Here is a 26955-nt window from a genome sequence, read left to right on the forward strand (position 1 = left end):
TTTGTGGAAGGTTGCCGCCCTGTCCGGGTTCCGGTAGGTTGCGGCGGTCCAAAACTTCCCTGTTTATGGAGGGCGGGTGATGACGGGTTTCGGTCCGCTTTCGCGGCGTGAATTTCTGAGCCTGCTCTCCCTGGCGGGCCTGCTGTCGGCCGCATCACCATCCACGTCAGGTTGTCCGGTGGAAGGGCACGTCATAGTCGTTGGTGCTGGCATCGCGGGATTGGCCGCCGCCCGGGCGCTGGCCGATGCCGGGGTGGAGGTGGAGGTGTTTGAAGGGCGCAGCTACGTGGGCGGACGTATCTGTACCGACCGCTCACTCGGTTTCCCGTTTGATTTGGGCGCGGCCTGGATTCATGGCCCCGATGGAAATCCGATAACGGACCTGGCCGCCCGGGCGCAGGCGCGTACTTTCCTGACCAATGACGAAAGCGTTGCAATTTACGATTCGTCCGGGCAGCGCGTCGCGGGCGAGACCATCGTCACTGGCGAACGGCGCTATCGTGAGATCATCAGAAAACTTGAAGCCGGAAGCCGGCAGCGGACGCGCGATGAAAGTGTGGCCGGTGCACTTCAGCGCCTGGCCCCGGATGCGCTCGAGGACCCGCTGATGCGGTATTTTCTGTCGGCCTACATGGAGTTCGACACCGGCGGCGCGCTGGAGCGGCTTTCTGCCGCTGAATGGCAAAACGATGAAAAGTATCCGGGTCAGGATGTGTTGCTGCCCGATGGCTACGATGCCGTCACAGACCTGCTGGCACAGGGATTGACCATTCACACCGGCACGGCCGTGAAAGCCATTGCCCACGACGCCGAACAGGTGGTCGTGACGACGGCGGACGGACAATCCCACGCGGCAGACGCCGTGGTGGTGACGCTGCCGCTTGGCGTCCTGAAGCAGAACACGGTGGCTTTCACGCCGTCGCTTCCGGCGCGCAAGCGTGAAGCCATCCGGCGCGTCGGCGTCGGTGTTGTCAACAAAGTGTGTCTGGTCTTTGGCGAGCCGTTCTGGGACGTGGAAACCCAGTATTTCGGCTATCAATCCGACGTTATGGGAAAGTATGCCTACCTTCTCAACACCCGCACCTTCTGCGAGGTCAACGCCCTGGTGACGTTTGCCTTCGACAGTTATGGACGGACATTCGAGCAGCGTACGGATGCCCAGATCGGGCGTGAGGTCATGGACACCCTGCGCACCATGTTTGGGGCGGATATTCCCGCGCCGAAACAGACCCTGGTGACGCGCTGGGGAGCTGACCCCTTCGCGGGTGGCGCGTACTCGTTTGCCTCGGTTGGTGTGACGCGCCAGGACTTCGAGGCCCTGGCCGCACCGGTTGGAAACCGTTTGTACTTTGCGGGTGAGCATACTTCGGCGGCCTACCGGGGCACGGTTCATGGCGCCTATCTGTCCGGGTTGCGCGAGGCTGCCCGCATCCGGCAGTGGTTGACGGCGTGACGACGCGCCCGGCCTGTGACCGGATGGCTACGGCTTAGCGGTCGCCTTCGCCGTTGGCCACCAGACGTTCGAGACTGATGACCCCGGAGACACTGCGAATGGCCCGCATGACGCGCGAAAGATGCTTGGCATCGTGGACATCGAGCGTGATGGTGATGCGCCCGAAGCCGTCCGAGCCGACGTGTGCGTGGGATTCCCGAATGTTGGTTTTGATTTCCGCCACGGCCGTCGTGACATGGGCCAGCACGCCCGGACGGTTTTCGGTCGTGGCCGAAAGCGTCACCGGATAGGTGGTGGTGCCTTCCGTTTCAATCACCCAGTCCACGTCAATGATGCGCTCCCGGTTGATCATGAGGTTGGCGGCATTGGTGCAATCGGCGCGGTGAATGGCCACGCCTTTGCCACGGGTGATGTAGCCGATGATTTTCTCGCCGCGAATCGGCGAACAGCACCGCGCCCGAAACACCAGAACTTCATCAATGCCGCGTACCTGAATGCGGTCAGGGCCCAGCCGCAGGTATTTTTTGACGAGTCTGCCGACCTTGGCCAGCCCGTTGGCCGGCGTCCGGGCGTCGAGTTCCGAGAGTCTGGCCGGCGGCACGAACTTGGACAGCACATGCCGGGCTTCGAGCTTTCCGTAACCGATGGCGGCAATGAGGTCTTCATCGCGCTGGTAGCCATGGTCCTGCGCGACCCGGCTCAGTTCACCGGCCTCCAGCAGCTTGCGCAGGTTGAGTTTGAGGCGGTCGGCTTCGCGTTCGAGGGACTTGCGCCCGATTTCGAGCGACCGCTGGCGTTCGGTTTCGACGAGATAGCGGCGAATCTTGTTGCGCGCCCGCGCCGTCTTGACGAGTTTCAGCCAGTCGCGGTTGGGTTTTCCGTTGGGCGACGTCAGAATCTCGACGACATCACCGTTTTTGAGTTCGTACGACAGCTTGACGATATTGCCGTTGACTTTGGCGCCGACGCACTGCTGCCCAACGTCACTGTGGATGGCATAGGCAAAGTCAATTGGGCAGGAGCCGCGTGGCAGTTCGAGCACCTTGCCCTTGGGCGTGTAGGCATAGACTTCGTTGGGATAGAGGTTGATTTTCAGCTCGTCGAGGAACTCCCGTGAATCGGAGACTTCCTGTTGCCATTCGACCAGCCGCTTGAGCCATGCGTATGTTTCCGGGTCTTCCCTGACGGCCGAGCGGCCTTCCTTGTAGCGCCAGTGTGCCGCAATGCCTTCTTCGGCAATTTTGTGCATTTCGGCCGTGCGGATTTGCACTTCAAAGGGATGTCCGATGTCGCCGACCACGGAGGTATGCAGGGACTGGTAGAGGTTGTTGCGGGGGATGCCAATCCAGTCCTTGAAGCGTCCGGGGATGGGTTTCCAGATGTTGTGCACCACGCCCACCGCAGCATAGCAGTCAGCAATGTCCTGCGTGATGACCCGCACGGCCATCAGGTCATAGACCTGGTCAATCGAAATGGCACGCTCCTTGAGTTTGCGGTAGAGGCTGTAGAGACGCTTGATCCGGCCCTGAATCTCCACGACCTTGACGTTGTACTCCGGGAGTTTTTCCTGGAGCGTCGTGCGGACGTGGGCCAGATCGGCTTCCAGCGCCGGGCGGCGCTGATCGAGAATGGATTTCAGATGCCGGTAGTCGTCAGGGTACAGGTACTGAAAGCTGAGGTCTTCCAGTTCACCGCGGATTTTCCCCATTCCCAGGCGATGGGCAATCGGGGCGTAGATGTCGAGGGTTTCCTGGGCTTTGGCCGCGCGTTTTTCCGGCGGCAGGTGATCGAGCGTCCGCATGTTGTGGAGGCGGTCGGCCAGCTTGACGAGGACCACCCGGATGTCATCCACCATGGCCAGCAGCATCTTGCGGACGGTTTCCGCCTGGCGGTCTTCCCGCGAGGTGTACTCGATGTTGGAAATTTTGGTCAGCCCATCCACGAGGTGGGCAATTTCCGACCCGAACTGCCGTTCCAGTTCCGCCAGGGTCACGTGGGTGTCTTCAACCACGTCGTGCAGCAACCCGGTCGTCACGCAGATGACATCGAGGCGCATTTCGGCCAGGATGTAGGCGACGGTGAGGGGGTGCATGAGGTATGGCTCGCCGGATTTACGCACCTGTCCCTTGTGCATCTGGGCCGAAAGCAGGTAGGCCCGCCGCAGCAAATCCAGGTCGGCGTTCGGGTGATAGCGTTCGACTTTCTCGGCGATGTCTTCAAAGCGAATCACGGTGGTATGCCTCGCGCCAATGCCCGCCGCATTGGGCAACAATCGTGGGGATAACTATAACGCGCCGCGCGAAAATTTGCTGTATGACCTGCCCGGACGAGGGGGACGTAGCTCATGGTTGGTAAGTTGGTGAGATGTCTCGTGGCATGGGTTGGTTTGTGTCTGGTGGGCGTCCTTCCGGTGGGACTGTCCCACGCCTCGGCCCAGGAAGAAATCATCCTGCGCAGCAACCTGGTGACGGTTGAAGTCACGGTCACGGATGCCCAGGGACGCCCCATGACCGGTTTGCACCGCGATGACTTTCTGGTTTACGAAGAAGGCCGTCCACGCCGGATTGCGTTTTTTCAGGCCAATGGCGAGCAGGCGCTGCGGCCGCTGGCGGTGGTCTTCGCCTTTGATGTGTCGGGGAGTGTCACGCCTGACGAAGCGGCGCTCCAGCGCCGGGCGCTGGAAGCCTTTCTGACCGAGCGCCATCCCGATTCGGTGTTTGCCCTTGTGACCTTCAACCATGAAGTGCGCGTTCTGGAAGGGTTTACCAGGGACCCGTCCAGGCTGTTGACAAAGCTCAGCCGGTTCCGGGACTTCGGTGGTTCGACCCGCCTGTTCGACGCCGTGGACAGGTCTGTGTCCCTGTTCAGGAAAGTGCCCAAACAGCGCGGCGGACGGGTGTTGCGCCGGCTCATCGTCGTCCTGACGGATGGTTTCGACAGCGCCAGCAACGTCAATCTGGATGACCTGCTGCGCCGGGTCAACGAGCAGGAAGTCACGGTCTATAGTGTCACCGCGCCTTCCTACACCCTGACGGTCGCCGGGCGGGTACGTGTGCCGACGCCGCTGGATGCCACCCGCCTTGTGCCGCTGACGGGCGGCCGGGACTTTCCCATGACGCCGGGGAAAGATTACAGCGATTCCTTTCGCGCTATCGCCAAGGATGCCGCCACGAGTTACACCCTGGCCTACGAGCCGGGCGACCTGCCGGAGGGTGGAACCGGTTTCCGCCGCATTTCTGTCCGGTTGCGCCATCCCGAAGCCGTGGTGCGCACCAGCCGGGAGGGCTACTACGCCCAACCCTGACCAGACTGTTGCTGGTGGGAGGCGTGCCCTGTCTCTAAGGGGCCTGTCCCGGAAAGGCAAACGGACGGGGTTGCCCCCGTCCGTCGCCGGTTTGGCGCCCGGTGAGCGGCTCAGCCGCGTGGCATTTTCAGCGGAATTCGCCATTCCAGTTGCCCACCACCGGTCGGTCGCTGGCGCTGCCAAAGGGGATCATCAGGTCAGGCGTCCCACTCGTGTTGCTGTTGCGCAGCAGGAAGGTGCCGTTGCGGAACACACCCACCGAGTCGAAGCCTTTGCCCGTCCAGTCGCCCGCCACAGGGCGGTCTCCGGTCTGGCCGAACGTGAAGAACACGTCGGGGAGTCCCGGTGTGTTGTTGTTTCTCAGCAGGAACGTTCCGTCGCGGAACACCCCGATGCTGGTTTTGCCGTCGCCGTTCCAGTCACCCGTCACGGGAAGGTCCGTAACCTGCCCGAAGCTGATGGCCCGGTCGGCAAAACCGGCCGAGTTGCTGTCTCTCAGGAAGAATATGCCGTTGCGGAAAACACCAACCGAGTCGAAACCCTTGCCGGTCCAGTCGCCGACCACGGGAATGTCGCCCGCCGCGCCATAGCTGAAAGCAATGTCGGCAAAGCCCGGTGTATTGGAGTTCTTCAGGAAGAACCGGGCCTGTGAGGGACGAAAGACGCCGATGGTGTCCACGCCGTCGCCATCCCAGTCGCCGGTGATGGGAATATCGCCCGGAAGCCCGTAGGCAAAGGCGGCATCGGCCATCCCACTCGTGTTGGTATTCCGCAGAAACGCCGTTCCCGTCGTCGGGCTATAGACCCCGATTTTGGTAACGTCGGTCACGAGACGGCTGGCCAGGGAGCTGCGGAAAGCCCGGCCGGTGACGAGATCAAGCCGGTAAATCTGGCCGGCCATGCCGGTGCTGGTGAACAGCAGCGCGCTTCCCCCCTGCACCGGTGCATTGCTGGTCTGGGCGCGCACATTCGGGGAAATGTCAAAGCCGTTGATGGCGTCAACAGCCAACGGCGCACCGTTGAAGGTGGTGTTGGCGACGAAGGTCTGCGTCCCGGAGTTGGGCGGACTCTGAATGTAGAGGGCGCGGCTGACTGTATCTATCGTGTACTGGGTGGTGACAGTGGCTCCGCCAAAAGCGTTGGTGTAGGCCGTGGCGGCCACGCCGGTCGAACCTGCGGGCAGCCCGTTGATGTTGCCATCCATCTGGATGCCGGGAGCGCTGGGGTTGCCGTCGAGCGGCAGTCCATCGTTGGGATTGAGCCGGAAGTTGAGGCCGTTGCCCGTGGTGATGCGCAGTCGGTCAACCACGGGGTTGAAGTCCATGCCATAGCCGTTGGCCGGCAGGGCGACCGGCGTTGTGCCATCCGCCTGCACAAAGGCTACGGCCGAGGGGGCCAGCGGGCTGCACGCGCCGGTTTTGGGATCAACGAGGTAGAGCGTGCCGTTGGACGCCGAGCTGTTGATACCCAGAGCGTAGAACTGCCCCGTGGCCGGACGGTAGTCCACCCCGACCAGTTGTTCCGTGGCGGCCACACCGGTCACTGGAACCTCGTTGGCCGCCAGGCTGCCGATGCTCACCTGTACCAGGCGCGTGCCGTTCTGGTTGAGCGTGACGGCTATAACGTTTGCCCGGCGTGGCAACGATGTGTCCACTTTGGGCAGGTGCGCGAAAGCAGCCAGCCTGTGGTTGCCCGCCCCGAAGGTGCGGCAGGGCAAAAAGCAACCGTACCGGGTAGGCGGTGTGAGCGTGCGGTCGTTGGAAAGGCTCGGCCAGTCTTCAGGCCGGAGGCGGCCCGGCCACTTGGGCCAGCGCCCGGTGATAGTGGGCGGCCGTGGCTTCCGAAAAGCACATCAGGGTGACGTGCAGCGTCGGGTAGAGGGTCGTCAGCGCCGTCCACAGGGTATGGATGGCAATGGGCGCAGCGCGTTCGACAGGAAAGCCGTAAGCGCCGGTGGAAATGGCCGGGAAGGCAATCGTTTGCAGACCATGCGCCGCCGCCAGTGCCAGGCTGTTGCGATGACACTCGGCCAGTATTTCGTCTTCTCCATGAGTGCCGCCACGCCATACGGGGCCGACGGTGTGGATGACCCAGCGGGCCGGGAGGCGGTAGCCACGGGTCAGCTTGGCCTGTCCCGGCGGACAACCGCCGAGCGTCCGGCACTCTTCCAGCAGCTCCGGGCCGGCAGCGCGGTGAATGGCCCCATCCACGCCTCCGCCGCCCAGCAGGGAAGGATTGGCGGCATTGACAATGGCATCACCGGCAAAGCGCGTGATGTCGCCAACGGTCACGATGAGACGATCAGGAATCAGTGTGGTCATGCGGTTGGGGAGTCGGCGGGATGCCCAGAATGGTCAGCTTGTGGCGGTTTGCCAGGGCAATGACGGCATCGCGGTCAAAGATGAGCGTCTTGCCGGCAGTCACGGCCAGGGCTGTCGCGCCAGCCGTCAGCATGGTTTCGATGGTCGCCCGTCCGATGACAGGCACATCGAAGCGCATATCCTGCTGTGGTTTGGCCACTTTGACAACGGTGAGTTCGCGCCGGTGGGCGAGTTCTCCGGCACGCAGGATGGCGGCGTCCGTCCCTTCCATGGCTTCGACGGCCACGACGGCGCGGTTGCGTACGACGATGGTCTGTCCGAGGTCCAGCCCGGCGATGACCTGGGCGACTTCCAGCCCGTAGTCAATGTCGGCACGCTCGCGGGCCGTGGGCTGGCGTTTGGTCAGAACACCAGCCGGGGCGAGCAGGTGCGGAACAAAGAGGGTGGAATCCACGAGTTCAATGCCGTCGGCCGCGAGTTCGGCCACCACGGCTCCGAGCAGCGAATCCGTGTTGTTGCGCGCCAGCTTGAGCAGCATCGTCGCCATGCGCCAGTCGGGAAGCGCCCCGCTGAAAATCTGGCGGTGCTTGACCTGTCCCGCCATGATGGCCCGCCGGACGCCTTCCCGGCGGAAGAAGCGGATCATCTTTCCAAGCTGCCCCAGTCCGCACCACTCAACCTTCACGCCCGTGCGGTCAATGTCGGGCGCGGTTTCTTCGCGGATGGCCGCCACCACCATGCGGACGCCGGCCGCGCGCGCGCCTTCCAGAACGTAGAAGGGAAACTGCCCGTTGCCGGCAATGAGGCCGTAGGTCTCCGTATGGCTGGTCGCAGGGGCTGGCGCGTCTGGCAGGGCGTCCGACATGGCAGCGGCCGGCATCAGGCGTCAGCGACTGCCTTAGCGGCTGCCTTCCGCCGGTTTGGTTTCGGAGGGTTTGTCTGTGGCCGGCCTGGACTCCGCCGGCTTGTCGTCCGTGGGCTTCGGCGAGGTGTTCTGGTCGGCGCTTGTCCCGGCCGCCGGCGTGTCCGACTTGGGCAGCAGGGCGGAGCCGGCCGGACGGGCCGAACCAAAGTTGACAGGGTTATCAAGAATGCGCTGGGCGAGGTAGTTCTCAATCCGGGCATCGTTGGTGGCCGAGGCCTGGAGCGCTGCCACGAGGATTTGTTCGCGCTGCTGGCGGATGAGGTCCACAATCCGCTTCCGAATTTCAGGATTGTCCAGCTTGGGTTCGATGGCTTCCGTCCGCTTGCCGGTCAGCTTGAAAATGTAGAGCCGCCCGTTGGAGCCGGGGATCGGCTCGGTGATCTGCCCTTCGGTCATGCTGAAAAAACGCTTGGCCAGGGCTTCCCCGAAGGTCTGCCGCAGAATGTCTTCCGGGAAGAACCCGGCATCGCCGCTGTTCTGGGCCGTCTGGATGTCTTCCGAGACGGTACGGGCCACGGTGGCAAAGTCATCTCCGGCCTTGAGCCGTTCGGCAATCTTGGCGATTTTCTCCCTGGCCTGGGCTTCGCCAATGGCATCGTTTTTCAGCCCGTTGTCGGCCGGGTCCACGGCGATGATGCCCAGCGAGACCCCCCGTTCGAGGCGGAACTGCTCTTTGTTCTGGTTGAAGAACTCCTCGATTTCCTTGTCCGAGGGGGCCGGCACTTTGGCTTTGAGCTTTTCCTGGAGCTTGCTGACGAGCAGCGCCTGACGGGTTTCTGTCCGAAACTCCTCTTCCGTCAACCCGGCTTCCTTGAGCTTTTTCCGGTAGTCCTCTTCGGACAGTCCCTCATCGGCAATCTGCCGCTTGACGGCCTGGTCAACTTCGGCATCCGTGACCTGGATTTGCTCGCGCTGGGCGCGCTGGAGCAGGATTTCTTCGTTGATGAGGGCATCAAGGGCCTTGAGTTGGGCAGCGGCCAGCTCGATAGGGCTGAGGTCGCTCAACTTGGCATTGGGTTGCTGCTGTTTGAGGGTCTGCTCGATGCGCCGGTTGACTTTGGCGAGCGGAATGACAACGGCATTGACTTTGGCGGCAATCTCGGCGGTGCCGCCGGTCGCGCCGTCGGTCTGGTCGCAACCGGCGAAAAACCCGGCGCTTCCGCCGGCCAGCGCCAGGGTGAGGATGAAGGATGCTAAACGCTTCACGAAGGACTCCTTATGGCGGCAACACAGGTTTGACTCGCAACACACGGTTTTGGTATAAATGCGAGTTTCACATACTAAAGGAAGACGAACCTAAGAGCAATCCACCGCACATCTTGGCGCTCCCGTTCGTTTTACCGGCATCGTTTGGAGGGGATGTTTTCGTGGCACTCAGCACAGAAGTCAAAAGCAGCATCTTGCAGGAATACGGGCGACATGCGACCGATACGGGGTCGTCGGAGGTGCAGATAGCGCTGCTGACCAAGCGAATCGAGGAGTTGACCGTTCACTTCAAGACCCACGTCAAGGACAATCACTCCCGACGCGGCTTGCTCAAACTCGTCAGTCAGCGGCGGCGGCTGCTGAACTACCTCAAGCGTCAGGACGCCGAGCGTTACCAGCAGGTTATTTCAAAACTTGGCATTCGGAAGTAGGTGTGAAGGCGGTTCCCGGCGTGGCCGTGCGGCTGGCGCAAAGCCAATTGGTCACGAGCGGGCGCCAGAGTGCAGGGCCGCGACCGGCCCAACCCGTCACCTGTCGGGCGCTTTTCAGCGTACCGGTGGTGGCGGGTTTTGTCTTTTGGGCGCTTCGCTTGGCGGAGGTGTCCGTTTCAGCCGGGAGCTGACCGGGGCGCGGATGGCCCCGGTGCCGTGCTGTACGCCGTGCAGCGGCTTCAGCCGGCAGAACTTCCGTACGGCGGCGTCCAACGGTTTGTTCTCAATGGGATGAAGGGAGATAAGACGTTTATGTATATCAGGCAAACGATTCCAGTTGGCGGGCGCGAGCTGTCCATCGAAACCGGAAAAATTGCAAAGCAGGCCGATGGGGCCGTGGTGGTGACCTGTGGCGAAACGGTCGTGCTCGTCACGGCTGTGGCGAACAGGGAGCCGAGTTCGCGGGGCTTCTTCCCGCTGACGGTGGATTACCGGGAATATGGCTACGCTTCCGGGCGCATTCCGGGGGGCTATTTCAAACGCGAAGGACGCCCCACCGAACGCGAAATTGTCACGTCCCGGCTCATTGACCGTCCGCTCCGTCCGCTGTTTACCGAGGGCTTCGACAGCGAAACCCAGATCATCGCCCTGGTGATGTCCGCCGACAAGCACAACGACCCGGACGTGCTGGCCATTACCGGAGCCTCGGCGGCGCTCTACATTTCCGATATTCCGTTTGAAACGCCCATTGCCGGTGTCCGGGTGGGGTTGGTGGATGGCAAGCTGGTCATCAATCCGACGTACCAGGAAATGCGGGCGTCCAGCCTGAACCTGACCGTGGCCGGCAGTGAAGAGGCCATCGTGATGGTCGAGGCCGGAGCCAAAGAGGTCAGTGAAGAAGTCATGGTCGAGGCGCTGCTTTTCGGGCACAGCGAGATCAAGCGGCTGTGTGCCATGCAGCGCGAACTGCGCGCCAGGGTCGGCAAGCCGAAGCGTCCGGTCACGCCCGTGACCCTGGATGAAGCCATCCTGCAGTCCATCACAGCAGATTATACCGACCGGCTCCGGGCGGCGCTCGACGTGCGCGGACGCGACAAACTGACGAGCTATGCCGAAGTGGATGCCCTCGAAAAGGAGGTCATCGAACGCTACCCGGCAGACGCGCCCGACCAGCGCGCCATGGCGCGGCGCGTGTTTGAGTACCTGAAGGAAAAAATCTTTCGGGAGGACATCCTGCTCAACCGCCGGCGTCCCGACGGGCGCAAGTTTTCGGAAATCCGGCCCATCGAGATTGAAGTGGGGGTACTGCCCCGGGCGCACGGGAGCGCCCTGTTTACCCGTGGCGAAACCCAGGCCATTGTCACGGCCACCCTGGGCACAAGCCAGGATGTGCAGTATCTGGACGATCTGGAAGCCGGCGAAGTCAAGCGGGACTTCATGCTCAACTACAATTTTCTCCCGTTCAGCGTGGGTGAAACTGGGCGGATGGGCAGCCCCGGACGGCGGGAAGTCGGTCACGGCGCGCTGGCGCACCGGGCCCTGCAGGCTGTCCTGCCAGCGGATGATTTCCCCTATGTGACGCGCATCGTCTCCGACATCACGGAGTCCAACGGGTCCTCTTCCATGGCCACGGTGTGTGGCGGCACGCTGGCCCTGATGGATGCCGGTGTGCCCATCAAGGCGCCCGTCGCCGGTGTCGCCATGGGACTGGTGATGGACGACAAACGCTATGCCGTGCTGACGGACATCGCCGGCGCCGAAGACCACTATGGCGACATGGACTTCAAGGTAGCCGGGACGCGCCACGGTATCACGGCACTTCAGATGGACATCAAGGTGAAAGGGCTGAATGCCCAAATCCTGGCCGATGCGCTCCAGCAGGCCAAACAGGGCCGGCTCTACATTCTGGAGAAAATGCAGGCGGTGCTGCCGGCCCCACGTCCGCAGATCAATCCGCTGGCGCCACGGATTCTGACCCTGAACATTCCCGTGGCCAAGATTCGGGATGTCATCGGCAGCGGTGGCAAAGTCGTGCGCGGCATCGTCGAGAAGACCGGTTGCAAGATAGACATCGAGGATTCCGGGCGAGTCATCATTGCCGCTTCCGACCAGGAAGCCGGCCAGCGCGCCCGGGCCATGATCGAGGCCATCATCGAGGAGGCGGAACCCGGCAAAACCTACCTTGGCACGGTTACACGTATTGCCGAGTTTGGCGCTTTCGTCGAAATTTTCCCCGGCACGGAAGGGCTGCTGCACATTTCGGAAATCGCCAACTACCGCGTCCGGTCGGTGGCGGACGAACTCAAGGAAGGGCAGCAGTTGATGGTCAAGTGCCTGAGCACGGACCCCAGCGGCAAGATTCGCCTCAGTCGGCGGGCCCTGCTCGAAGAAACGCCTGCCGGCAATGGGGACACGGAGCGTTCCACACCGCCGGAACGGTCGGGTTCACCCGAGCGGGACAGCGAGCGCCGTTCCCGCCGCCGCTGAAAACGGACTGGCAGAGAAATGGTGCGCTTTTCCGTAAAGTGAACGTTTTGGAAGACTTGCTGGAACCACAGTGGCTTTGGTAGCGTCTGTCCTGCAAGCTACAAGGCGGAATTCCAAAACGTTACTGAACCCTGCTGACGCCCACGTTCAAGGCAGAGCGAGGCTGACTATGACGAAAGCCGACCTGGTGGAAGTGGTGGCGCGGGCTGCCGACCTGACGAAAAAGGATGCCGAGGTCGTCGTTGAAGAGGTCTTTGCGGCGATCATCGAGTCCCTGAATCGCGGTGAAAAGATCGAATTGCGCGGTTTCGGCTCATTTCGTATCCGCCAGCGTAACCCACGCCGTGGGCGCAATCCCAAGACCGGCGACGCCGTGGACATCCCGGCCAAGGCGGTGCCCTATTTCAAGCCGGGCAAGGAGTTACGGGAACTCATCAACCAGCGGATGCCCTCGGCCTGAGCTGGTTGCCCGGCCGGGGCCTTTCACCGGTGTGGCTGGCTGCCGGGAGTTGACCAAGGAGACACCTCGTGGACGTGCTGTGGAGTCCGTGGCGTTACCGCTACATTGCGGGCCTTGATCGCCAGCCGGAACATCCGGCCGAGGCGGCCACGACGTGCCCTTTCTGTCGGATTCCGGCGGAAAAGCGGGATGCCGAAAACTTTGTCCTCTACCGCGGACGCCACAACTTTGTCCTGCTCAACATCCATCCCTACATCAACGGCCACGTTATGGTCGTTCCCTATGCGCATGTCGGGAGGTTGTCGGTGCTCCCGACCGAGGCGGGGTATGAAATGTTCGATCTGACCCGCTACCTGACGGAAATCCTGACTCAGGAGTACCGTGCCATGGGGTGCAATGTTGGCATGAATCTGGGACAGGCCGCTGGCGCTGGCATTGCCGACCATCTGCACATGCACGTCATGCCGCGCTGGTTCGGGGATGTGAATTTCGTGACGACCATTGGGGAAACGCGGGTGCTGCCGGAGGAGCTGTCCACGACCTATGCCCGCCTGCATCCCTACTTTGCCAAGCTGGAGGAGAACGGGCTGCCACCGGGCAGCCCCGCCTCCACATGAGGTGTGCCGTTGGTTTTTTGACCCGTTGAGTGCATCCGCCATGCGCGAGATTCTCGAACCCATTGCCCATCAACTCCAGAATCCGCCGGACCTCGACCGTGTGTTGTCAGCGGTGGTGCAACGGGCCGCCGAGAGTGTGACAGCCGTGTGTGCGCGGCTGTGGCTGATTCGGCGCGGGGATGTGTGCCAGACCTGCCGCTGGGCGGAGGACTGTCCCGACAAGCGACGCTGCCTGCACCTGAAAGCCAACTTTGGAATTCCCGTGGAGGCGGCTTACCGGCGCGCGCCGCTCATCGTACTTTCCGGCGAGCAGTTGGCGCGCGGTGGCGTGGTGGCCTGGACGCCACCGCCTTCGGCCGCCGCGATGCTGCTTGACCCACGGCTAGCCGACGAGCAGGGGGTGGTGTCATTCATCGCCCATCCATTGCGCGTTGAAAACCGTGTGCTGGGACTGCTGGCCGTCTTCGGGGCGCGGATGTTTACGGCCGCAGACTTTGAAACCTGCGCGACCCAGGCGGCAGCGGCCTCGACGGCCATCCGGGTTGCCGAATTGGTCAACCGCGTACAACGGGCCGACACCACCGCGCGTGACAAATCCCGCGAGTTGGAGCAGCAGAGCCGCCTGCTGACCGCCATTCTCACCCACTCCACGGACCGCGCCCTGCTCATCGAGGACCTGGACGGCAACATTCTGGCGTTCAACGAAGGGGCGCGCCGCGCCTATGGCTACGGCCCCGAAGAGGTCATCGGACGCGCCACCGCCGACAAACTCCACGCGCCAGAGGACTGGCGCAGCGGCCACGTCACCAAAATTTACCAGCAGGCGCTGGAACAGGGGGTGTATGTTGGAGAAATCCGCCGGCAGCACCAAGATGGACACATCTTTGTCGAACACACGACGCTGACCACGCTCCGGGACGAGGAAGGCGATCCGGCCGGTTTCCTGTCCCTTGCGCCGGTCGGCGCCGAGCCGGCCCGGTCGGCCGCTTCGGAGGCCGTCCTGGTGGCGCTCGAAGAACTCGCCACGATTCGGCGACCGGAAAACATTGCAGCGGAAACCCTGTCGCAGATGTGCCGGTTGAGTGCGGCCCGGGCCGCTGCACTGCTGACCCTGGAAGGGAGCACCCTGGCGGTGCGCGCTGTCCACGGTGAGGCGGCTTTTGTGTCCGGGCTGGCTGGCCGGAAATGGTCTCTGGGGGATGTCCCGGAGCTGTTTCGCGCTCTGGAGCAGGGACAGGCCGAACCGCTCGGCGCCTCGGCCGGCCGGCTGTTGACCGATGCGGCGGCTGGCGGGCTGGTCATCCCGATGCTGCGGCAGCAGGTGCAGGCCGTTGCCGTGCTCGTCGCTCCGCAGCGGACGGACACCAGTCCGTTGCTCCAGTTGGCCAAACTGGCGGCGTCTTTCCTCAAGTGGCAGCTTCTGGCCGAGCAGATTGAAGTGCGTGAGCATGCCTTGGTCACGGAAGAAGCTGCCCGCCGTGCTGAGCTTGAACAGCGTGAACAGGCCTATGAACAGCTTGCCGCAGCACATCAGTCGGCGTTGGCCAAAGTGACGGCACTTGAAACCCAGGTGCAGCATCTTCTGGAGTCCGTACAGGTGGCGGCCGACGCCCAGCAGGCTGCCGAGGCGCAGATGGCCGAGCTGGCGTCGAGGCTGGCCACGGCGGAAGCCGAACAGGCGCGGTTGGTGGAAGTCTGTCGGCAGTCGGAAGTTCTGGTTGAGCAGTCCCGCCAGGCGACGGCTGAGGCGCTGGCGCGCTGTGAAATCCTGGCGGCCGGACAGGAAACGGCGCTTCGGGAGCGGGACCTTTTTCGGTCACGGGTGGAGTTGTTGGAAGCTGATTTACGCCAGACACGCCAGCGTGCCGAACGCTCCACGCACCAACACGCTGAAGCCCTGGTTCACCTTCATGAGCTGGAAGCGGCGCTGGCGGCCCGTACCCAAGCCCTTGAAACCGCCGAGCAGGCTTTGGTCGAGTTGCAGGAGCGGTATGAAGCGTCCTATCACCAGATGGCAGCGCGGGTTGCGCAGCTCGAAGACCTGCTGGGTGAAGCCCAGCAGGCACTGTCCGCCCACGACGCGGAAGCGGAACGCCTCGCCGCTCAGGTGCGCGAGTTGACGGATGAGGTCGCCGCTGCACATCAGGCACGCCTCGATGCCCAGCACGCCATCGAAGCCCTGCGCCACGACCTCGACACCACCCAGCAGTTGCTCGAAGAAGCCGTCGTGCGCGGTCAAACGGCCGAACGGACGGCAGCGGAGATTGAAGAACGGGCGGCGACGCTCCTTTCGGAAGTCATCGCTGTTCAGGAGGAACAGGCCCGGCTGATCAAGGAGTGTGAGGCGCTGGAAGATGCGCTGTCCACGGCCAGAGCTGAGGCCGACCGGCAAGCCCAGGCCGTGGCCCTTTTTGAAGCCCATATTGATGCGCTTGAACGCTCGCTGGCGACGAGTGAAGTGTCCCGCGCGGCGCTCGTACAGCAGGTGGAAACGCTGCTCGCCGAGCGGAGCGTGTGGCGGCAGACCCTCGATCATCTGGAAGCACGTCTGGCCGAACGCCAGGCCGGGGCATCAGCCGCCGGTTCCACTCCGTCCGGTGCCAGCGATGGCGCATCGGTGGCGCTGCCGCTGGCCGAAGCCGAGGTGGCGCGGCTGCGGGAAACGCTGGCACAGCGTGAGGCCGAGAATGCCTCGCTGCGCCAACGGCTGTCCCTGCTGCAGGGCACCTACCGGGAAACCGTCGCCGTGTTGCAGTCCCGCCTTGACGATCTCACCAAACTCAATGCCATCACCGGGGCGCACCGCAAACTTGAAGACGTGCTGTTTGAGGCCGCTCCACCGTCTGCAACCGCGCCGGTGGTGGTGGTGGCCTGTGACGACGCCGACCTGCGCGCCCAGTTGGCAACCTGGTGCCAACAGTCCGGCTACCAGACGAGTCAGGTCATGGACAGTGATGCCACGCTGGCGACACTGATGCTGGACCCGCCCCAGAGCATCGTGCTGGCCGGCAGTCCAGTCCACATTGGCGATACCTACCGCCGCATCCGCCGGAATCCCGACTGGCGTACCCTGCCGATTCTCGTCATTACGCCAGAGACCTTTGCCGGCATCTCGGCCTCCCCCTCGACGCTGATCCTTGACCGGCAGGCCCTTTCCCCACCGGCCCTTCAGAAGGCGCTCCGGCGGTGGTCCGTGGGGTAAGCCCCTGACCACTGCCGGGCGATGGGTGACGAATCCCACCTAGTGACCACTGGACCCAATGGTACGCACGAGCCGCAGGGCAACAGCCGGTCGAATCCCCCGGTTGGGCAGGTTGCGTTCAGCACCAAGTCCCATCTGAAACGAATACTGTCGCCACTGAAACTGGGCCTGTGGCAAAACGGTCCAGTCCGTACGGCGTCTGGCGCCTACCGCCAGGTTGGTTTCCAGACCAAGGACAAGGCGCTCAGAAACCTCCCGAAAGACCGTCGGGTTGAAGACACCCTTGACGCCGCGCTGTGACTCATGACGCTCGAACCGTACGCCCTGCATCGTAAACAATGACCAGTGTTGTCCGAAACGATGGCCGGCCAGATGGAGGACATCGAGTTGCAGGTCTTTTCCTGCGCGCGCACGTTCCAGCAGGGCCTGCCAGCCGTGGATGGAACGCTGCTGGCGAAAGGTGCCGAAGGTTCCCTGAAGTCCAAACTTGAAGGCTTCCAGATGCCCACCCTGGAAAGGGATTTCAACCTCCACGGTGTGTCCAGGGGCAAAGGCCCATTCGACCTCTGGTGCCCAGGCAACCCCGGTCGCGTTGCGCCCGACGGAGGGGCGAACCAGCGTATTGACTTCCAATTCACCCCGTTCGGCGCCCAGCGGACGCATGAGGTCAAACAGCATGGGCTCTGGAATCACGGGAACCTGACGTGGCTTGGGCTTTTCCTGTTCCCGGTACGTACCTGGGGCAAGGTCCGGGAAGTTTTCGACGCCTTCCCGTCCATCGGCGACGGCATCGTTTGGAACGGAGTCCTGCGTTCCGGCTGGGGCCGGAAAAACGTCTGGGACCGGGACACGTCCCGCCGGTCTGGTGTCCGGTGGCGGTGCAGACAGAAGCGGCAGGTGCTGCCCCTGACCAGTGGATGAAAGTGCACACAGGGCAAGAACATGGGCAAGGCCGGGGACGAGGCTGGCCATCAGCCAGCGCCAGCGGCAAACACACTTTGGCATTGCGGAATCCTCCACGACAGGGCACTGCGGTTGACAGGAACGCCTGCCACACGCCGGGCCAGGTGTCCTGTGAACGTGAAACCACCTTCAGATCCGTCAGATCGGGGTGGTTTGGGGTGTCAGCGTGGGTGTGGAAGGAGGAGCGCGTGAGGGACACCCTGCCACGGACTCGTATGGTGTTCGATTCCGGTACAGGCAGAACCAGGCCCGGTGGGGTTCAATGTCCAGGGCTGTGAAGACCAGTCTCCAGAAAATCAGTGCTGGTTGGGGGGGGCGGGTACTTTTGGTCAACCAGTCGGCAGCCGTGGCGCTGTCTGTAGGTTCCGGCCCCGATTGGTGCAGCGGCTCTCTGGTGACACAGGGGGTGAACACCCCGTGTCCGTCGTTTTCCAGGTGAATGAAGCGGCCACCCAGCCCATCGGCCACCAGCAGGTCCACCAGGCTGTCGGCGTTGACATCCTGGACGGCAAAACCGACGCCATTGGCCGTGATCGTGACCTTGTTGGGCTGGCTGCTGAGGCGGACTTCGATCAGATAGCGCCCACCGGCTGTTGTACGGCCTGAGATGGTATCTGGCAGGTGGTCGCCGTCGAGGTGCGTGATGACATGTCCCACAGGGCCGGCCGGGACCGTCTGGTGGGCCAGGCTTGCCGGAGGCCGGGTGGTGGTGTCCGCCCGTGATGCCAGAAACGACAGCCCCGGCAGGCTGGCCAGCGCCAGACAGAACAGCCAGATTGGGTGCCATCGGCGGCGGAAAACCATCGTTTACACCTCTGGGCCGGACGACGCCCGGCTGCTCACCAGTGTTTCAGTCAGCCGGTTGGAACGCATAAAGCGTGAACCAGCACCGCTGATTCCAGGTGTGAGATTTTTGACACACAAGGGACGGATTCCACGCAGGCAAAGTCCACCGGTTGGGAAGCATCGCCAGGTTTCTCGAAAGCCCTTGCTGATTTACCTGGTTGCGCTATGCTTGGAACTTTTCCAAATCCTGTAGTCCATCGGAAACTGCAACATGCGCGAAAACGTTCTCCAGCGGGCCCTGGTCATCCTGGCGGTGACGCTGGCCTCCTTGTATGTCATGCTCATCGGCTGGCGCGCCCCACGCCTTGAAGATTTCAAATCCTTTGACCAGATCAAGAAAAACGTCGCCACAAACATCAAGCTGGGGCTTGACCTCAAGGGCGGTTCACACCTCGTCATGCAGGTCATGGTGGACGAAGCCCTCAAGAAGATGTGTGACGACAATGCCGAAAAAGCCAAGGCTATTCTGGAAAACATCGGTATTTCGGTCAAGGAAGCCAGGAGCCTGTCGGCAACCCAGCTTGCCGTTACCGTCAATGACGCCGGGCGCATCGCAGAAGCGCGGGACAAGGTACTGGAAGATTTCGGCAAGTCGGAATGGAACGCAACTATCAGTGGGGACACACTGACCTTTACACTCAGCGAGCGGGTCGCCCAGGAGTATCGGCGGCGGGCGGTTGAGCAGGCAATGCTCATCATTGAAAACCGCATCAATGCCTTTGGCGTGGCCGAGCCCACCCTGCAGCGGTATGGCGCGGAACAAAGCCATCAGATTCTGCTCCAGTTGCCAGGCGTGGATGATCCTGAGCGCGTCAAGAAGACGCTGGTGCTGGAGTCCAACCTGGAGCTGCGTCCGGTGGATGGCACCTACCGGACCTATGCCACCCTGGAAGAAGCCAAGTCGGCCGTGGGCGTTCGGACGGACGTGGAAGCCCTGCCCCTCGATGAGCGCGAGGAAGACGAAGCCACTGATGAAGATGGAAACCCGTTACCGCGGCGGAATCGGCAGCCCAAGCCCGATGCCCCCACGGCCTACATGGTCGTTTCCAAAACACCAGTCGTGGTGGGGCGTGACCTGCGCGATGCGTTTGCCGCTTCAGGCACTGTGGATGGTGATGGCGATTACCGCATCATCTTCAAGCTCAAGGACGAAGCAGCAAAGAAATTTGGGGAATGGACCGGAAAAAACATTGGCAAGGGCCTGGCCATCGTCCTGAACGGCCGCATCAAGTCGGCGCCGACGATTCGGGGGCAGATTCGGGAAACCGGTGAAATCACAGGCAACTTCACCAAGGCTTCGGCCGAGGATTTGGCCCTCGTCCTGCGTTCCGGGGCCCTGCCGGCCCGCATCGTGTATCTGGAAGAGCGTACGGTTGGACCTTCCCTGGGCGCGGATTCGATCCGCCAGGGTGTGGCGGCTTCCATTGCCGGTCTGGTATTCATCCTGATGTTCATGGTCGTGTACTACCGTCTGTCCGGTGTCAACGCCATCATCTCACTCATTCTCAACCTGGTGATGCTGCTGGCGGCGATGGCCATGTTCGGTGCGGTACTCACCTTGCCGGGCATTGCCGGCGTCATTCTGACCATCGGGATGGCCGTGGACTCAAATGTGCTCATCTTTGAGCGCATCCGTGAGGAACTGCGGGCTGGCAAAGCCGTCATCAATGCCGTTGAGCTTGGCTTCGACAAAGCCTTCATCACCATTCTGGATACCCACGTCACGACGGTCGTCTCGTCCCTGATTCTGTTCGTGTTTGGCACGGGACCCATTCGCGGTTTTGCCGTCACACTTCTGGCTGGACTCCTGGCCAATATCTTCACCGCCACCTTCGTGTCAAAAACGATGTTTGGCTATGTGCTGTCGCGTTCTGAACGTCCGACGGCGCTCAGTATCTAGGCAGAGACGGCCACAGGCGGGGCGGCTGTTCCTTGCGGTGGGGCGGGCGCTGTGCCGGGGGCCCGACCTGTGTTTGTGAGATGTCATCATGATGGAACTGTTTCGGAACCCAAACTACGACTTTCTTGGGAAAGCCAAGTATTTCATCGGCTTTTCGGTGATTGTCCTGGTGGCCGGCTGCATCTCCATGGTGGTCCGTGGCTTCAACCTGGGGGTGGACTTTGCCGGCGGCACGAAAATGACGGTCCGCTTTGTGTCGCCGCCGGATGAAAACCGGATTCGTGAAGCCCTCCGCAACGGCGGCTACACGCCGGACAAGGTAGTGATCCAGCGGACTGGCAAGCAGTTGAGCCAGTCGGACCGCAACGAGGTCTTCATCAACACGCCCCAGACCGAGGCCGATGTGGATGGCGACAAGCGGAAAATCACCGAGGCATTGCAGAAGTACTACGGAGCACCGGCCGACCCTGACAAGCTCGACATCAATCTGGTTGGGGCTTCGAGCCTGGCGACACGGCTGACCGAGCTTGACGTGCTGGACCTCAAAAAGACCCTGCCGCCGGGCGAGGCCGAACGTGAGTACCGCCGCTTTGCCGACCATGTCATCCAGACCCGGGACGCCGCCGGGGGCACGCTGGCGGACCTGAAAGCCATTCCGCTCACTGGCTTTGACCCGAAGATGGCCGAAGCCCTCGAACGGGCGGCAACGGTTGGTGCGTTCAACGTCGTCAGTGCGGAAATCGTCGGCCCGCAGGTGGGTAAGGACCTGCGCAACCGGGCCATCATTGTCACCATTGTGGCCTGCATTGGGATGTTGCTGTTTATTGCCTTTCGGTTTGAGTGGGTGTATGGCGTCGCTGCCGTCATCGCCGTCGTGCACGATGTCCTGGTGACACTGGGGCTGTTTTCCCTGTTTCAGTGGGAAATTTCGCTGACCTTCATTGCGGCGATGCTGACCCTGGTGGGCTACTCGATGAACGACACCATCGTGATTTTCGACCGCATCCGGGAGCAGCTTGCCGAGCGGCGCCGGGATGACCTGGCCGTCGTCACCAATGATGCCATCAACCAGACGCTGTCACGCACGGTCATCACCTCCGGGTTGACGCTGCTTTCGGTGCTGGCCCTGGTGCTTTTCGGAGGGGAAGTCCTCAAGAGCTTCTCGTTGGCGCTGCTGGTCGGGATTCTGTTCGGCACCTATTCCTCGATTGCCATTGCCAGCCCCATCCTGCTGTGGTGGAAGCGGTATCTGGCGCAGCGGCAGCCAGCCGCGGTACCGGCGGAAGCCCCGGCCCGGACCGGCGGTGAAAAGCGCGTCGGTGGTGAAAAGCGTTCCGGGCGGACGGCGAAATCAGCTCCGACCCGGTGATGCCCTGCCCGGACCGGGTGACGGCCTGTTCGTGGAAACCGGTGATGGAAAGCCGAGGGGGACTGCCCGTATCTGAAAGTTTGGTTGGGGCCGGTTGACCGGGAACTTTTGTGGCGGGCTGTGTGTCGAACCGCATGAAGACCGGAGCACTGTCAGGCAGCAACCATCGGTCACAGGTGGACGGTCTGGTGTGGCTTCGGAGGGTTTGCGACTGAAAAAGCGGGCCGAAAAAGCCGGATTGGATGCGGCGAAGGAAACCAGAGCACGGAAATGTCTTGACTTAATCCTGTGCCGGGAAGTAACGTCTGGCGCATTCAAGACACGCCAGAGCGATGCGACGATACTGCCGGCAGGTTGGCTATCGGTTGAGCATTCCAACATTGCATGACCAAGTGCTGATGCCGAGGCAATGTGACGAAGCCGTTGCGCACATCCGATACTGAATATCGCACAACTCCATCATGCTTCACGGCCGACTTCGTCCATTTGGGAACGCACCCCTGCTGGTAACGTTCCCCATTGCCTGTGGAAGGTGAGGTAAAGATATGTTCGACACCATGGTTGAGTCCACCTCGCAAGTCAAAGACGCCGGTCGGCGTTCAGCCTTCTTTGCCGTGACGTTCATCATCTGGGTGGTTGGCTTCACTGGACTGGTCATTTGGCAGGTGTGGACGTACGCCGCTGAGCTGAGTCAGTCGGCCAACGATGTCACGTTGCTTGCGCCTCCGCCTCCGCCGCCACCTCCACCTCCGCCTCCGCCGGCGGCCACGACATCAGTGCCGCAGACCAAAGCGCCGGTCATTGACGACACCTTCACGGCGCCGAAGGAAGTCCCGAAAGAGATCAAAGAGATTCCAAAGCAGGCCCAACTCCGTTCACGGGTTGGTGATGCTGGTGCCAGTGATGCGGCTGGAATGGTGGGTGGTGTGCCAGGTGGTGTGCCAGGTGGTGTGCCGGGGAGCACCGGAGATGCAGCCCCGCCGCCGCCGCCGGACCCACCCAAAGAAGCTCAGGTGCCCTCCGGCCCTGTTCGGAAGAGTGAAGGTGTTCTCAAGGGAAATGCCATCAACCGTGTGCAGCCGGACTATCCAGCCGTTGCCAAGTCTGCCCGGATACAGGGAGCGGTCGTCGTTGAGATTGTCATCGATGAGCAAGGGCAGGTGATCAGTGCGCGGCCGGTGAGCGGACCAGCGTTGCTACAACAGGCGGCCGTGAGCGCCGCCCGCCGGTGGACGTTCAAGCCGACCATTCTCAATGGCCAGCCGGTGAAGGTCTCCGGGGCGATTACATTCAACTTTGTACTCAACTAGGGGGCTTGTGCCGTCCGTAAGTGGGTGTGTGTGGGGATGCGCCCCTGTTTTTGAGTGACCGGGCAGGGGTGGTTCCCTCCGCTGAGAGGTAGTGCTGTAACCCCCTTGGTCCCTACCTTGGAAGCTTTCTTCTACTTTGGAGGATGACATCTCATGACGTTGCTTTTCACCAAGTTCGGCTTGCTGACCATGCAGGCAATCATCATGTTTGCTGCTGAAGGCGGCAAGGCCGAAACCGAAGACTTTACCCTGCTCGGCATGATCCGCAAGATGGGGCCGACGGCGTTGGCCGTGGCGATCATTTTGTTCCTCATGTCGGTCTATTCGATTGCCATCATGGTCGAGCGTTTTCTGACCTACACGCAGGCGAAAACCCAGTCGCGTGAATTCGCTCCCAAAGTGGCACAGGCGCTGAAGAATGACCGTATCGAGGAAGCCATCAACATTGCCGACCAGCACCGCAAGAGCCATCTGGCCGTCGTTGTCAATGCCGGCTTGCAGGAGTTCCGTGCGCATCAGAATGACCCGAATCTTTCCGGTGATGTGATTGAAGCCTCAAAGCGGGCCCTGCAACGGGCGGTCGCCGTCAAGATGGCCGAGTTCAAGAAGGGGCTTTCGGGGTTGGCCACAATTGGTTCCACGGCGCCGTTTGTGGGCCTGTTCGGCACGGTAATCGGTATCATCAACGCTTTCCAGGGGATGAAGGAAGCCGAAGGCGCGGGGATCGGCGCCGTGGCCGGGGGAATCTCCGAGGCGCTGATCGAGACGGCGTTCGGTCTGCTGGTGGCGGTGCCGGCCGTGTGGATGTTCAACTACTTCACGAGCAAGGTCGAGGCCTACAACGTCGAAATGGAAAACTCGTCATCCGAGTTGATTGACTACTTCCTCAAGCGGCGGGGAGCGCGCTAAGCCATGGGCATGTCGGCTGGTGGTGGAAGCGGCTACAACAGCGACATCAACGTAACGCCCATGGTGGACGTGATGCTGGTGCTGCTGATTATCTTCATTGTCGTCACCCCGTTGTTGTCGCAGGGGGTCAATGTCAACCTGCCCGAAAACGACAACCCGGAAGAAGACCCGAACATTACCAAAGACACCTCGGTCGTGGTTTCGATCCCGCAGACCGGGCAGTACTATGTCGGGCGTGATCCGGTAGCCCGAACCGAACTGGTCGAGCGGATCAAGCGCCTGATGCGTGAGAAAGCCAAAAAGGAAGAACAGGTCGTCTACATCCGGGCTGAGAAGACTGTTCCTTACGGCGAAGTGGTGATGACTGTGGATGCCATCCGCAATGCCGGTATAGACCGGATTGGCCTCGTCACTGAAAAGCGCAAGAAGAAGTGACTCCCATGACCTGTCTTTTCTGCCACGGCGGCCGCCGCACGCAGTCCGGTGCGTACTGAGGGGTATAGAAGGTCAAGGGGGCGCAATGAAGCATGCAACCTGTTAGGAGGGGATAGCCATGGGGATGTCAACTGGCGGCGGCCCAAGTGGTAGCGACACCAGCGGCCCGCGCCCGGATGTCAACATTACACCGCTGATCGATGTCCTGCTGGTGATGATCATTATCTTCATGGTCATCAAGCACAAGGACCCACACCGCTTTGAGAGCAAAATCCCGGAAAAACCCAAAGAGCAGCAGCAGGTGAAAAGTGACACCATCTTTCCGGTGCTGACTATTGATCGGCAGGGTGTCATCCGGTGGAACACACAGGAAAAAACTGAAGAGCAGCTTAAGCGTGAGCTGAAAGAGTTCCTCGACAATCGTCCGTCTGATCTTCGGGCGGCCTTCATCAAGGCCCCACGGGATGTCCAGTATGAGCGCGTCATGAAGCTCATTGACCTTGCCAAGGGGGCCGGTGCGGCTCCGATTGGATTGCAGATTGACAACCTCGATTGAGTGATTCCTATGACGACACAAACACTGCGTGACTGCCGGGCGTGGGATTCTGCATGGCGCAGGGTCTTCCCCCTGTGCGGGGCACTTGCGCTCGCCTTTGGCATGGCTGGATGCAACAAGCTCATTGCCAAGGATTTGCTGAATCAGGGCGCGCGGGAGTACAACAAGGGGCGCTACGAAAAGGCAGAGAAGATTTTCAAGGAAGCCATCGAGCGTGATCCGGACTTCCTCCAAGCCAAGCTCTTTTACGCCACGGCCATTCGTTCCCGTGTCAACAACGAGGATGGTGAGGAGCAAGCCAAAGCTGCCAGGCAGGCTATTGAAGCCTACAAGGAACTTCTCAAGCCTGAAAATGAATCGCGTCTGAAAGAGCGTGACCGCGATCAGACGTATGCCTTTATTGCTGACCTGTACAAGACACTGGATGATCAAAAAAGTTATCAGGAATGGCTGAAAAAGCGTGCTGACCTGCCTGGTCAGAAGCCGACAACAAAGGCTGAGTGTCTCTACTCCATCGGTGTCATCTACTGGAACGAAGCCACAAAAATATCGAGAAAATACGAAACCCAGGTACCAGGCAAACTCCCGGAAGTGGCCAAGCCGGACAAATGGAAGAAAGAAGATATTGATGCGCTCCAGCAAGCCGTTCAGACAGGGCTGAAGTACATTGAAGAAGCCATTGCTGCCGACCCGCGGTATGCCAATGCCTATAGCTACAAGTCCCTTCTGCTCAAAGAACAGGCCAAGGCCACGGCTGACCCGCAGGTTGTCAATCAGCTCGAACGGTCAGCCCAGGAAGCCGTTGAGAAGTTTCAGGAGTTGAACCGGCAGGCGGCGGCTGAGCTGTCTGGCAGCAGCTAAGCTGGTCTCTCCAGATTTTCCTGTGTTCTGTTGACCGTAGCCTGGAAGCAGCTACGGTCAATCTTTTTGCATCTTTGTGATGCCACACGCCTCTGACTGTCCTTGGCTGAAACCGCATCCATGGAGTCCTTCTTTGAGCGACAGGAACGACTGAGCTGGTGGAGGCAGGAGGTTCTGCAGTCAGCGCGCATCATGGTGGTTGGGGCTGGCGCGCTGGGCAATGAAACCCTCAAAAACCTGGCTCTCTTGGGGGCACGGCGGATGCTGGTCGTTGACCAGGATGACATTTCTCCCTCCAACCTCAGTCGCACGGTCCTGTTTCAGCCTGCTGACATTGGTCGTCGCAAGGCACAGGTAGCGGCTGAGCGGACACAAGCCCTTTGCCGTGATACCGGGGGGACGGTCCGCGCACTGGATGCTGACCTGGTGTGGGATGTCGGACTCGGTGTCTTTCGGCGGATGGACGTGATTTTGGGCTGTGTGGACAATGACGAAGCACGTCTGGCCATCAATCGTGCTGCGCGCGCCGTGGGCGTTCCCTGGATCAATGCCGGCATGCATGAGCTGACCGGCAGTGTCACCTCATTTTCAGGTGAGGCCGGGGCATGTTTTGAATGTGCTGTGACCCCGGATCAGGTCGCCGATGCGCAGTCACGGTATGATTCCTGCGAACAGGTGCGCCGGCGCCACATGGTGGAAGACCGTTTGCCGACGATCCAGGTGACATCGGCACTGACTTCCGCCCTTCAGGTTCAGGAAGCCCTCAAGGTGCTGCACGGTGAGCCGGTGAACTTTGGTGTGCGGTATGTGTACAACGGTCACACCCACGGCTTTCACGCGATTCAGTTGCCTTACGACCCGCACTGTCTGGCTCACGGTCGTCTGGGTCCGGTCATGGAATTGCCCATTGGTGTGGATACTTCACTAAGGCAGACCCTCGATGTTCTCGAAGAACGGTTTGGACGTGGGGTGACGGTCCACCTCGGCCGGCGCTACATCCGCCGTATTGCCTGCCGTCAGTGTGGCCGGCCCCTGCTGGTGCAACGTCCGGCGCACCGGCTCTACGATGACGAGCTGGTTTGCGCTGACTGTCCAAGCCCCGCCGTTTTTGCTATAAGTGAAGCATTGCCACCGGTGGCTACCGCAGACAGCTACATTGAAATTATCACTTGCTTTACGGGCGACACCTTTGGGGGGGCACCCATGACGGGTGAGGACGAGCAGCGTACGTTGCGCCAACTGGGACTACCGCCCCTGCACATTCTGATGGTCGAGGACCAACGGGGACGACACTGGTCCTGTGAGTTGACCGGTGATGTGGCAACCGTTCTGGGAGACTGGGGAGTGGAAACCTTGGCCGCATCCCGTGGATAACCTGACTCCCGGGCGTGGCGTCCCGC

Annotated in this window: 22 protein-coding genes; 15 read left to right on the plus strand and 7 right to left on the minus strand. The window is 61.5% G+C overall.

Annotation, left to right across the window (positions count from 1 at the left end):
* Positions 1-79: 79 nt before the first annotated feature.
* Positions 80-1453, plus strand: a complete 1374-nt coding sequence (locus J8C05_RS00565; RefSeq protein WP_211422321.1) for a flavin monoamine oxidase family protein — start codon at positions 80-82, stop codon at positions 1451-1453.
* Between the two features lie 34 nt (positions 1454-1487).
* Here J8C05_RS00565 and J8C05_RS00570 read toward each other — a convergent pair whose 3' ends face one another.
* Positions 1488-3683 carry a RelA/SpoT family protein gene (locus J8C05_RS00570; protein ID WP_211422322.1) on the minus strand — a complete coding sequence of 732 codons (2196 nt, stop codon included), beginning with the start codon at positions 3681-3683 and terminating at the stop codon, positions 1488-1490.
* A 114-nt stretch (positions 3684-3797) separates the two neighbouring features.
* On the opposite strand from J8C05_RS00570, the gene J8C05_RS00575 reads away from it, so the two are divergent.
* Positions 3798-4757: a VWA domain-containing protein gene (locus J8C05_RS00575; protein ID WP_211422323.1), complete on the plus strand. Its 960-nt coding sequence runs from the start codon at positions 3798-3800 to the stop codon at positions 4755-4757.
* A 127-nt stretch (positions 4758-4884) separates the two neighbouring features.
* Here J8C05_RS00575 and J8C05_RS00580 read toward each other — a convergent pair whose 3' ends face one another.
* The 4 genes from J8C05_RS00580 to J8C05_RS00595 form a co-directional block, all read right to left on the minus strand.
* Complete coding sequence (locus J8C05_RS00580) at positions 4885-6399, minus strand: DUF4394 domain-containing protein (RefSeq protein ID WP_211422324.1); 1515 nt, start codon at positions 6397-6399, stop codon at positions 4885-4887.
* Between the two features lie 136 nt (positions 6400-6535).
* Positions 6536-7078, minus strand: a complete 543-nt coding sequence (locus J8C05_RS00585; RefSeq protein ID WP_211422325.1) for an O-acetyl-ADP-ribose deacetylase — start codon at positions 7076-7078, stop codon at positions 6536-6538.
* Complete coding sequence (locus J8C05_RS00590) at positions 7059-7943, minus strand: LpxI family protein (RefSeq protein WP_246840706.1); 885 nt, start codon at positions 7941-7943, stop codon at positions 7059-7061. The genes J8C05_RS00585 and J8C05_RS00590 overlap by 20 nt, the downstream gene beginning before the upstream one ends.
* Positions 7944-7976: 33 nt before the next feature.
* Positions 7977-9209, minus strand: a complete 1233-nt coding sequence (locus J8C05_RS00595) for a SurA N-terminal domain-containing protein (RefSeq protein WP_211422327.1) — start codon at positions 9207-9209, stop codon at positions 7977-7979.
* Positions 9210-9370: 161 nt separating this feature from the next.
* On the opposite strand from J8C05_RS00595, the gene rpsO reads away from it, so the two are divergent.
* From rpsO to J8C05_RS00620, 5 genes are all read left to right on the plus strand, one after another.
* The gene (rpsO, locus tag J8C05_RS00600; RefSeq protein WP_058868066.1) at positions 9371-9640 is read left to right on the plus strand and encodes a 30S ribosomal protein S15; all 270 of its coding nucleotides are present in this window, start codon (positions 9371-9373) and stop codon (positions 9638-9640) included.
* A gap of 312 nt (positions 9641-9952) precedes the next feature.
* Positions 9953-12127: a polyribonucleotide nucleotidyltransferase gene (gene pnp, locus J8C05_RS00605; RefSeq protein ID WP_211422328.1), complete on the plus strand. Its 2175-nt coding sequence runs from the start codon at positions 9953-9955 to the stop codon at positions 12125-12127.
* A gap of 70 nt (positions 12128-12197) precedes the next feature.
* Positions 12198-12587, plus strand: a complete 390-nt coding sequence (locus tag J8C05_RS00610; protein ID WP_281503755.1) for an integration host factor subunit beta — start codon at positions 12198-12200, stop codon at positions 12585-12587.
* A gap of 68 nt (positions 12588-12655) precedes the next feature.
* A complete protein-coding gene (locus tag J8C05_RS00615) occupies positions 12656-13204 on the plus strand; it encodes an HIT family protein (RefSeq protein WP_211422329.1) in 549 nt (182 codons plus the stop codon).
* Between the two features lie 40 nt (positions 13205-13244).
* On the plus strand, positions 13245-16406 hold the full coding sequence (locus J8C05_RS00620; protein ID WP_211422330.1) for a PAS domain-containing protein: 3162 nt from the start codon (positions 13245-13247) through the stop codon (positions 16404-16406).
* Between the two features lie 39 nt (positions 16407-16445).
* On the opposite strand, the gene J8C05_RS00625 is transcribed toward J8C05_RS00620, so the two are convergent.
* Complete coding sequence (locus J8C05_RS00625) at positions 16446-17411, minus strand: hypothetical protein (protein ID WP_211422331.1); 966 nt, start codon at positions 17409-17411, stop codon at positions 16446-16448.
* A gap of 96 nt (positions 17412-17507) precedes the next feature.
* Positions 17508-18173 carry a hypothetical protein gene (locus J8C05_RS00630; protein WP_211422332.1) on the minus strand — a complete coding sequence of 222 codons (666 nt, stop codon included), beginning with the start codon at positions 18171-18173 and terminating at the stop codon, positions 17508-17510.
* 253 nt (positions 18174-18426) lie between these two features.
* On the opposite strand from J8C05_RS00630, the gene secD reads away from it, so the two are divergent.
* From secD to J8C05_RS00670, 8 genes are all read left to right on the plus strand, one after another.
* Positions 18427-20115 (plus strand): protein translocase subunit SecD, encoded by a 1689-nt coding sequence (gene secD / locus J8C05_RS00635; protein WP_211422333.1) that lies wholly within the window; start codon positions 18427-18429, stop codon positions 20113-20115.
* Positions 20116-20203: 88 nt separating this feature from the next.
* The gene (gene secF, locus J8C05_RS00640) at positions 20204-21484 is read left to right on the plus strand and encodes a protein translocase subunit SecF (RefSeq protein ID WP_211422334.1); all 1281 of its coding nucleotides are present in this window, start codon (positions 20204-20206) and stop codon (positions 21482-21484) included.
* Positions 21485-22029: 545 nt separating this feature from the next.
* Complete coding sequence (locus J8C05_RS00645; protein WP_211422335.1) at positions 22030-22794, plus strand: energy transducer TonB; 765 nt, start codon at positions 22030-22032, stop codon at positions 22792-22794.
* Positions 22795-22947: 153 nt separating this feature from the next.
* Positions 22948-23703 (plus strand): MotA/TolQ/ExbB proton channel family protein, encoded by a 756-nt coding sequence (locus J8C05_RS00650; RefSeq protein ID WP_211422336.1) that lies wholly within the window; start codon positions 22948-22950, stop codon positions 23701-23703.
* 3 nt (positions 23704-23706) lie between these two features.
* Entirely contained in the window at positions 23707-24138 is a 432-nt protein-coding gene (locus J8C05_RS00655) for an ExbD/TolR family protein (protein WP_211422337.1), read from the plus strand.
* A gap of 118 nt (positions 24139-24256) precedes the next feature.
* Positions 24257-24694 (plus strand): ExbD/TolR family protein, encoded by a 438-nt coding sequence (locus tag J8C05_RS00660; RefSeq protein ID WP_211422338.1) that lies wholly within the window; start codon positions 24257-24259, stop codon positions 24692-24694.
* A gap of 9 nt (positions 24695-24703) precedes the next feature.
* Positions 24704-25555 carry a tetratricopeptide repeat protein gene (locus tag J8C05_RS00665; RefSeq protein WP_211422339.1) on the plus strand — a complete coding sequence of 284 codons (852 nt, stop codon included), beginning with the start codon at positions 24704-24706 and terminating at the stop codon, positions 25553-25555.
* A gap of 120 nt (positions 25556-25675) precedes the next feature.
* Complete coding sequence (locus J8C05_RS00670; RefSeq protein WP_211422340.1) at positions 25676-26929, plus strand: HesA/MoeB/ThiF family protein; 1254 nt, start codon at positions 25676-25678, stop codon at positions 26927-26929.
* The last annotated feature ends 26 nt before the right edge of the window (positions 26930-26955 follow it).

It is taken from the genome of Chloracidobacterium sp. N, assembly GCF_018304765.1.
In the GTDB taxonomy this organism is placed as follows: domain Bacteria; phylum Acidobacteriota; class Blastocatellia; order Chloracidobacteriales; family Chloracidobacteriaceae; genus Chloracidobacterium; species Chloracidobacterium aggregatum.

Coding starts and splice junctions, on each gene's coding strand:
- J8C05_RS00565 (WP_211422321.1), top strand. CDS start 80: ATGACGGGTTTCGGTCCGCTTTCGCGGCGTGAATTTCTGAGCCTGCTC.
- J8C05_RS00575 (WP_211422323.1), top strand. CDS start 3,798: ATGGTTGGTAAGTTGGTGAGATGTCTCGTGGCATGGGTTGGTTTGTGT.
- J8C05_RS00585 (WP_211422325.1), bottom strand. CDS start 7,078: ATGACCACACTGATTCCTGATCGTCTCATCGTGACCGTTGGCGACATC.
- J8C05_RS00590 (WP_246840706.1), bottom strand. CDS start 7,943: ATGTCGGACGCCCTGCCAGACGCGCCAGCCCCTGCGACCAGCCATACG.
- pnp (WP_211422328.1), top strand. CDS start 9,953: ATGTATATCAGGCAAACGATTCCAGTTGGCGGGCGCGAGCTGTCCATC.
- J8C05_RS00620 (WP_211422330.1), top strand. CDS start 13,245: ATGCGCGAGATTCTCGAACCCATTGCCCATCAACTCCAGAATCCGCCG.
- J8C05_RS00625 (WP_211422331.1), bottom strand. CDS start 17,411: ATGCCAAAGTGTGTTTGCCGCTGGCGCTGGCTGATGGCCAGCCTCGTC.
- J8C05_RS00630 (WP_211422332.1), bottom strand. CDS start 18,173: ATGGTTTTCCGCCGCCGATGGCACCCAATCTGGCTGTTCTGTCTGGCG.
- secD (WP_211422333.1), top strand. CDS start 18,427: ATGCGCGAAAACGTTCTCCAGCGGGCCCTGGTCATCCTGGCGGTGACG.
- secF (WP_211422334.1), top strand. CDS start 20,204: ATGATGGAACTGTTTCGGAACCCAAACTACGACTTTCTTGGGAAAGCC.
- J8C05_RS00645 (WP_211422335.1), top strand. CDS start 22,030: ATGTTCGACACCATGGTTGAGTCCACCTCGCAAGTCAAAGACGCCGGT.
- J8C05_RS00650 (WP_211422336.1), top strand. CDS start 22,948: ATGACGTTGCTTTTCACCAAGTTCGGCTTGCTGACCATGCAGGCAATC.
- J8C05_RS00655 (WP_211422337.1), top strand. CDS start 23,707: ATGGGCATGTCGGCTGGTGGTGGAAGCGGCTACAACAGCGACATCAAC.
- J8C05_RS00660 (WP_211422338.1), top strand. CDS start 24,257: ATGGGGATGTCAACTGGCGGCGGCCCAAGTGGTAGCGACACCAGCGGC.
- J8C05_RS00665 (WP_211422339.1), top strand. CDS start 24,704: ATGACGACACAAACACTGCGTGACTGCCGGGCGTGGGATTCTGCATGG.
- J8C05_RS00670 (WP_211422340.1), top strand. CDS start 25,676: ATGGAGTCCTTCTTTGAGCGACAGGAACGACTGAGCTGGTGGAGGCAG.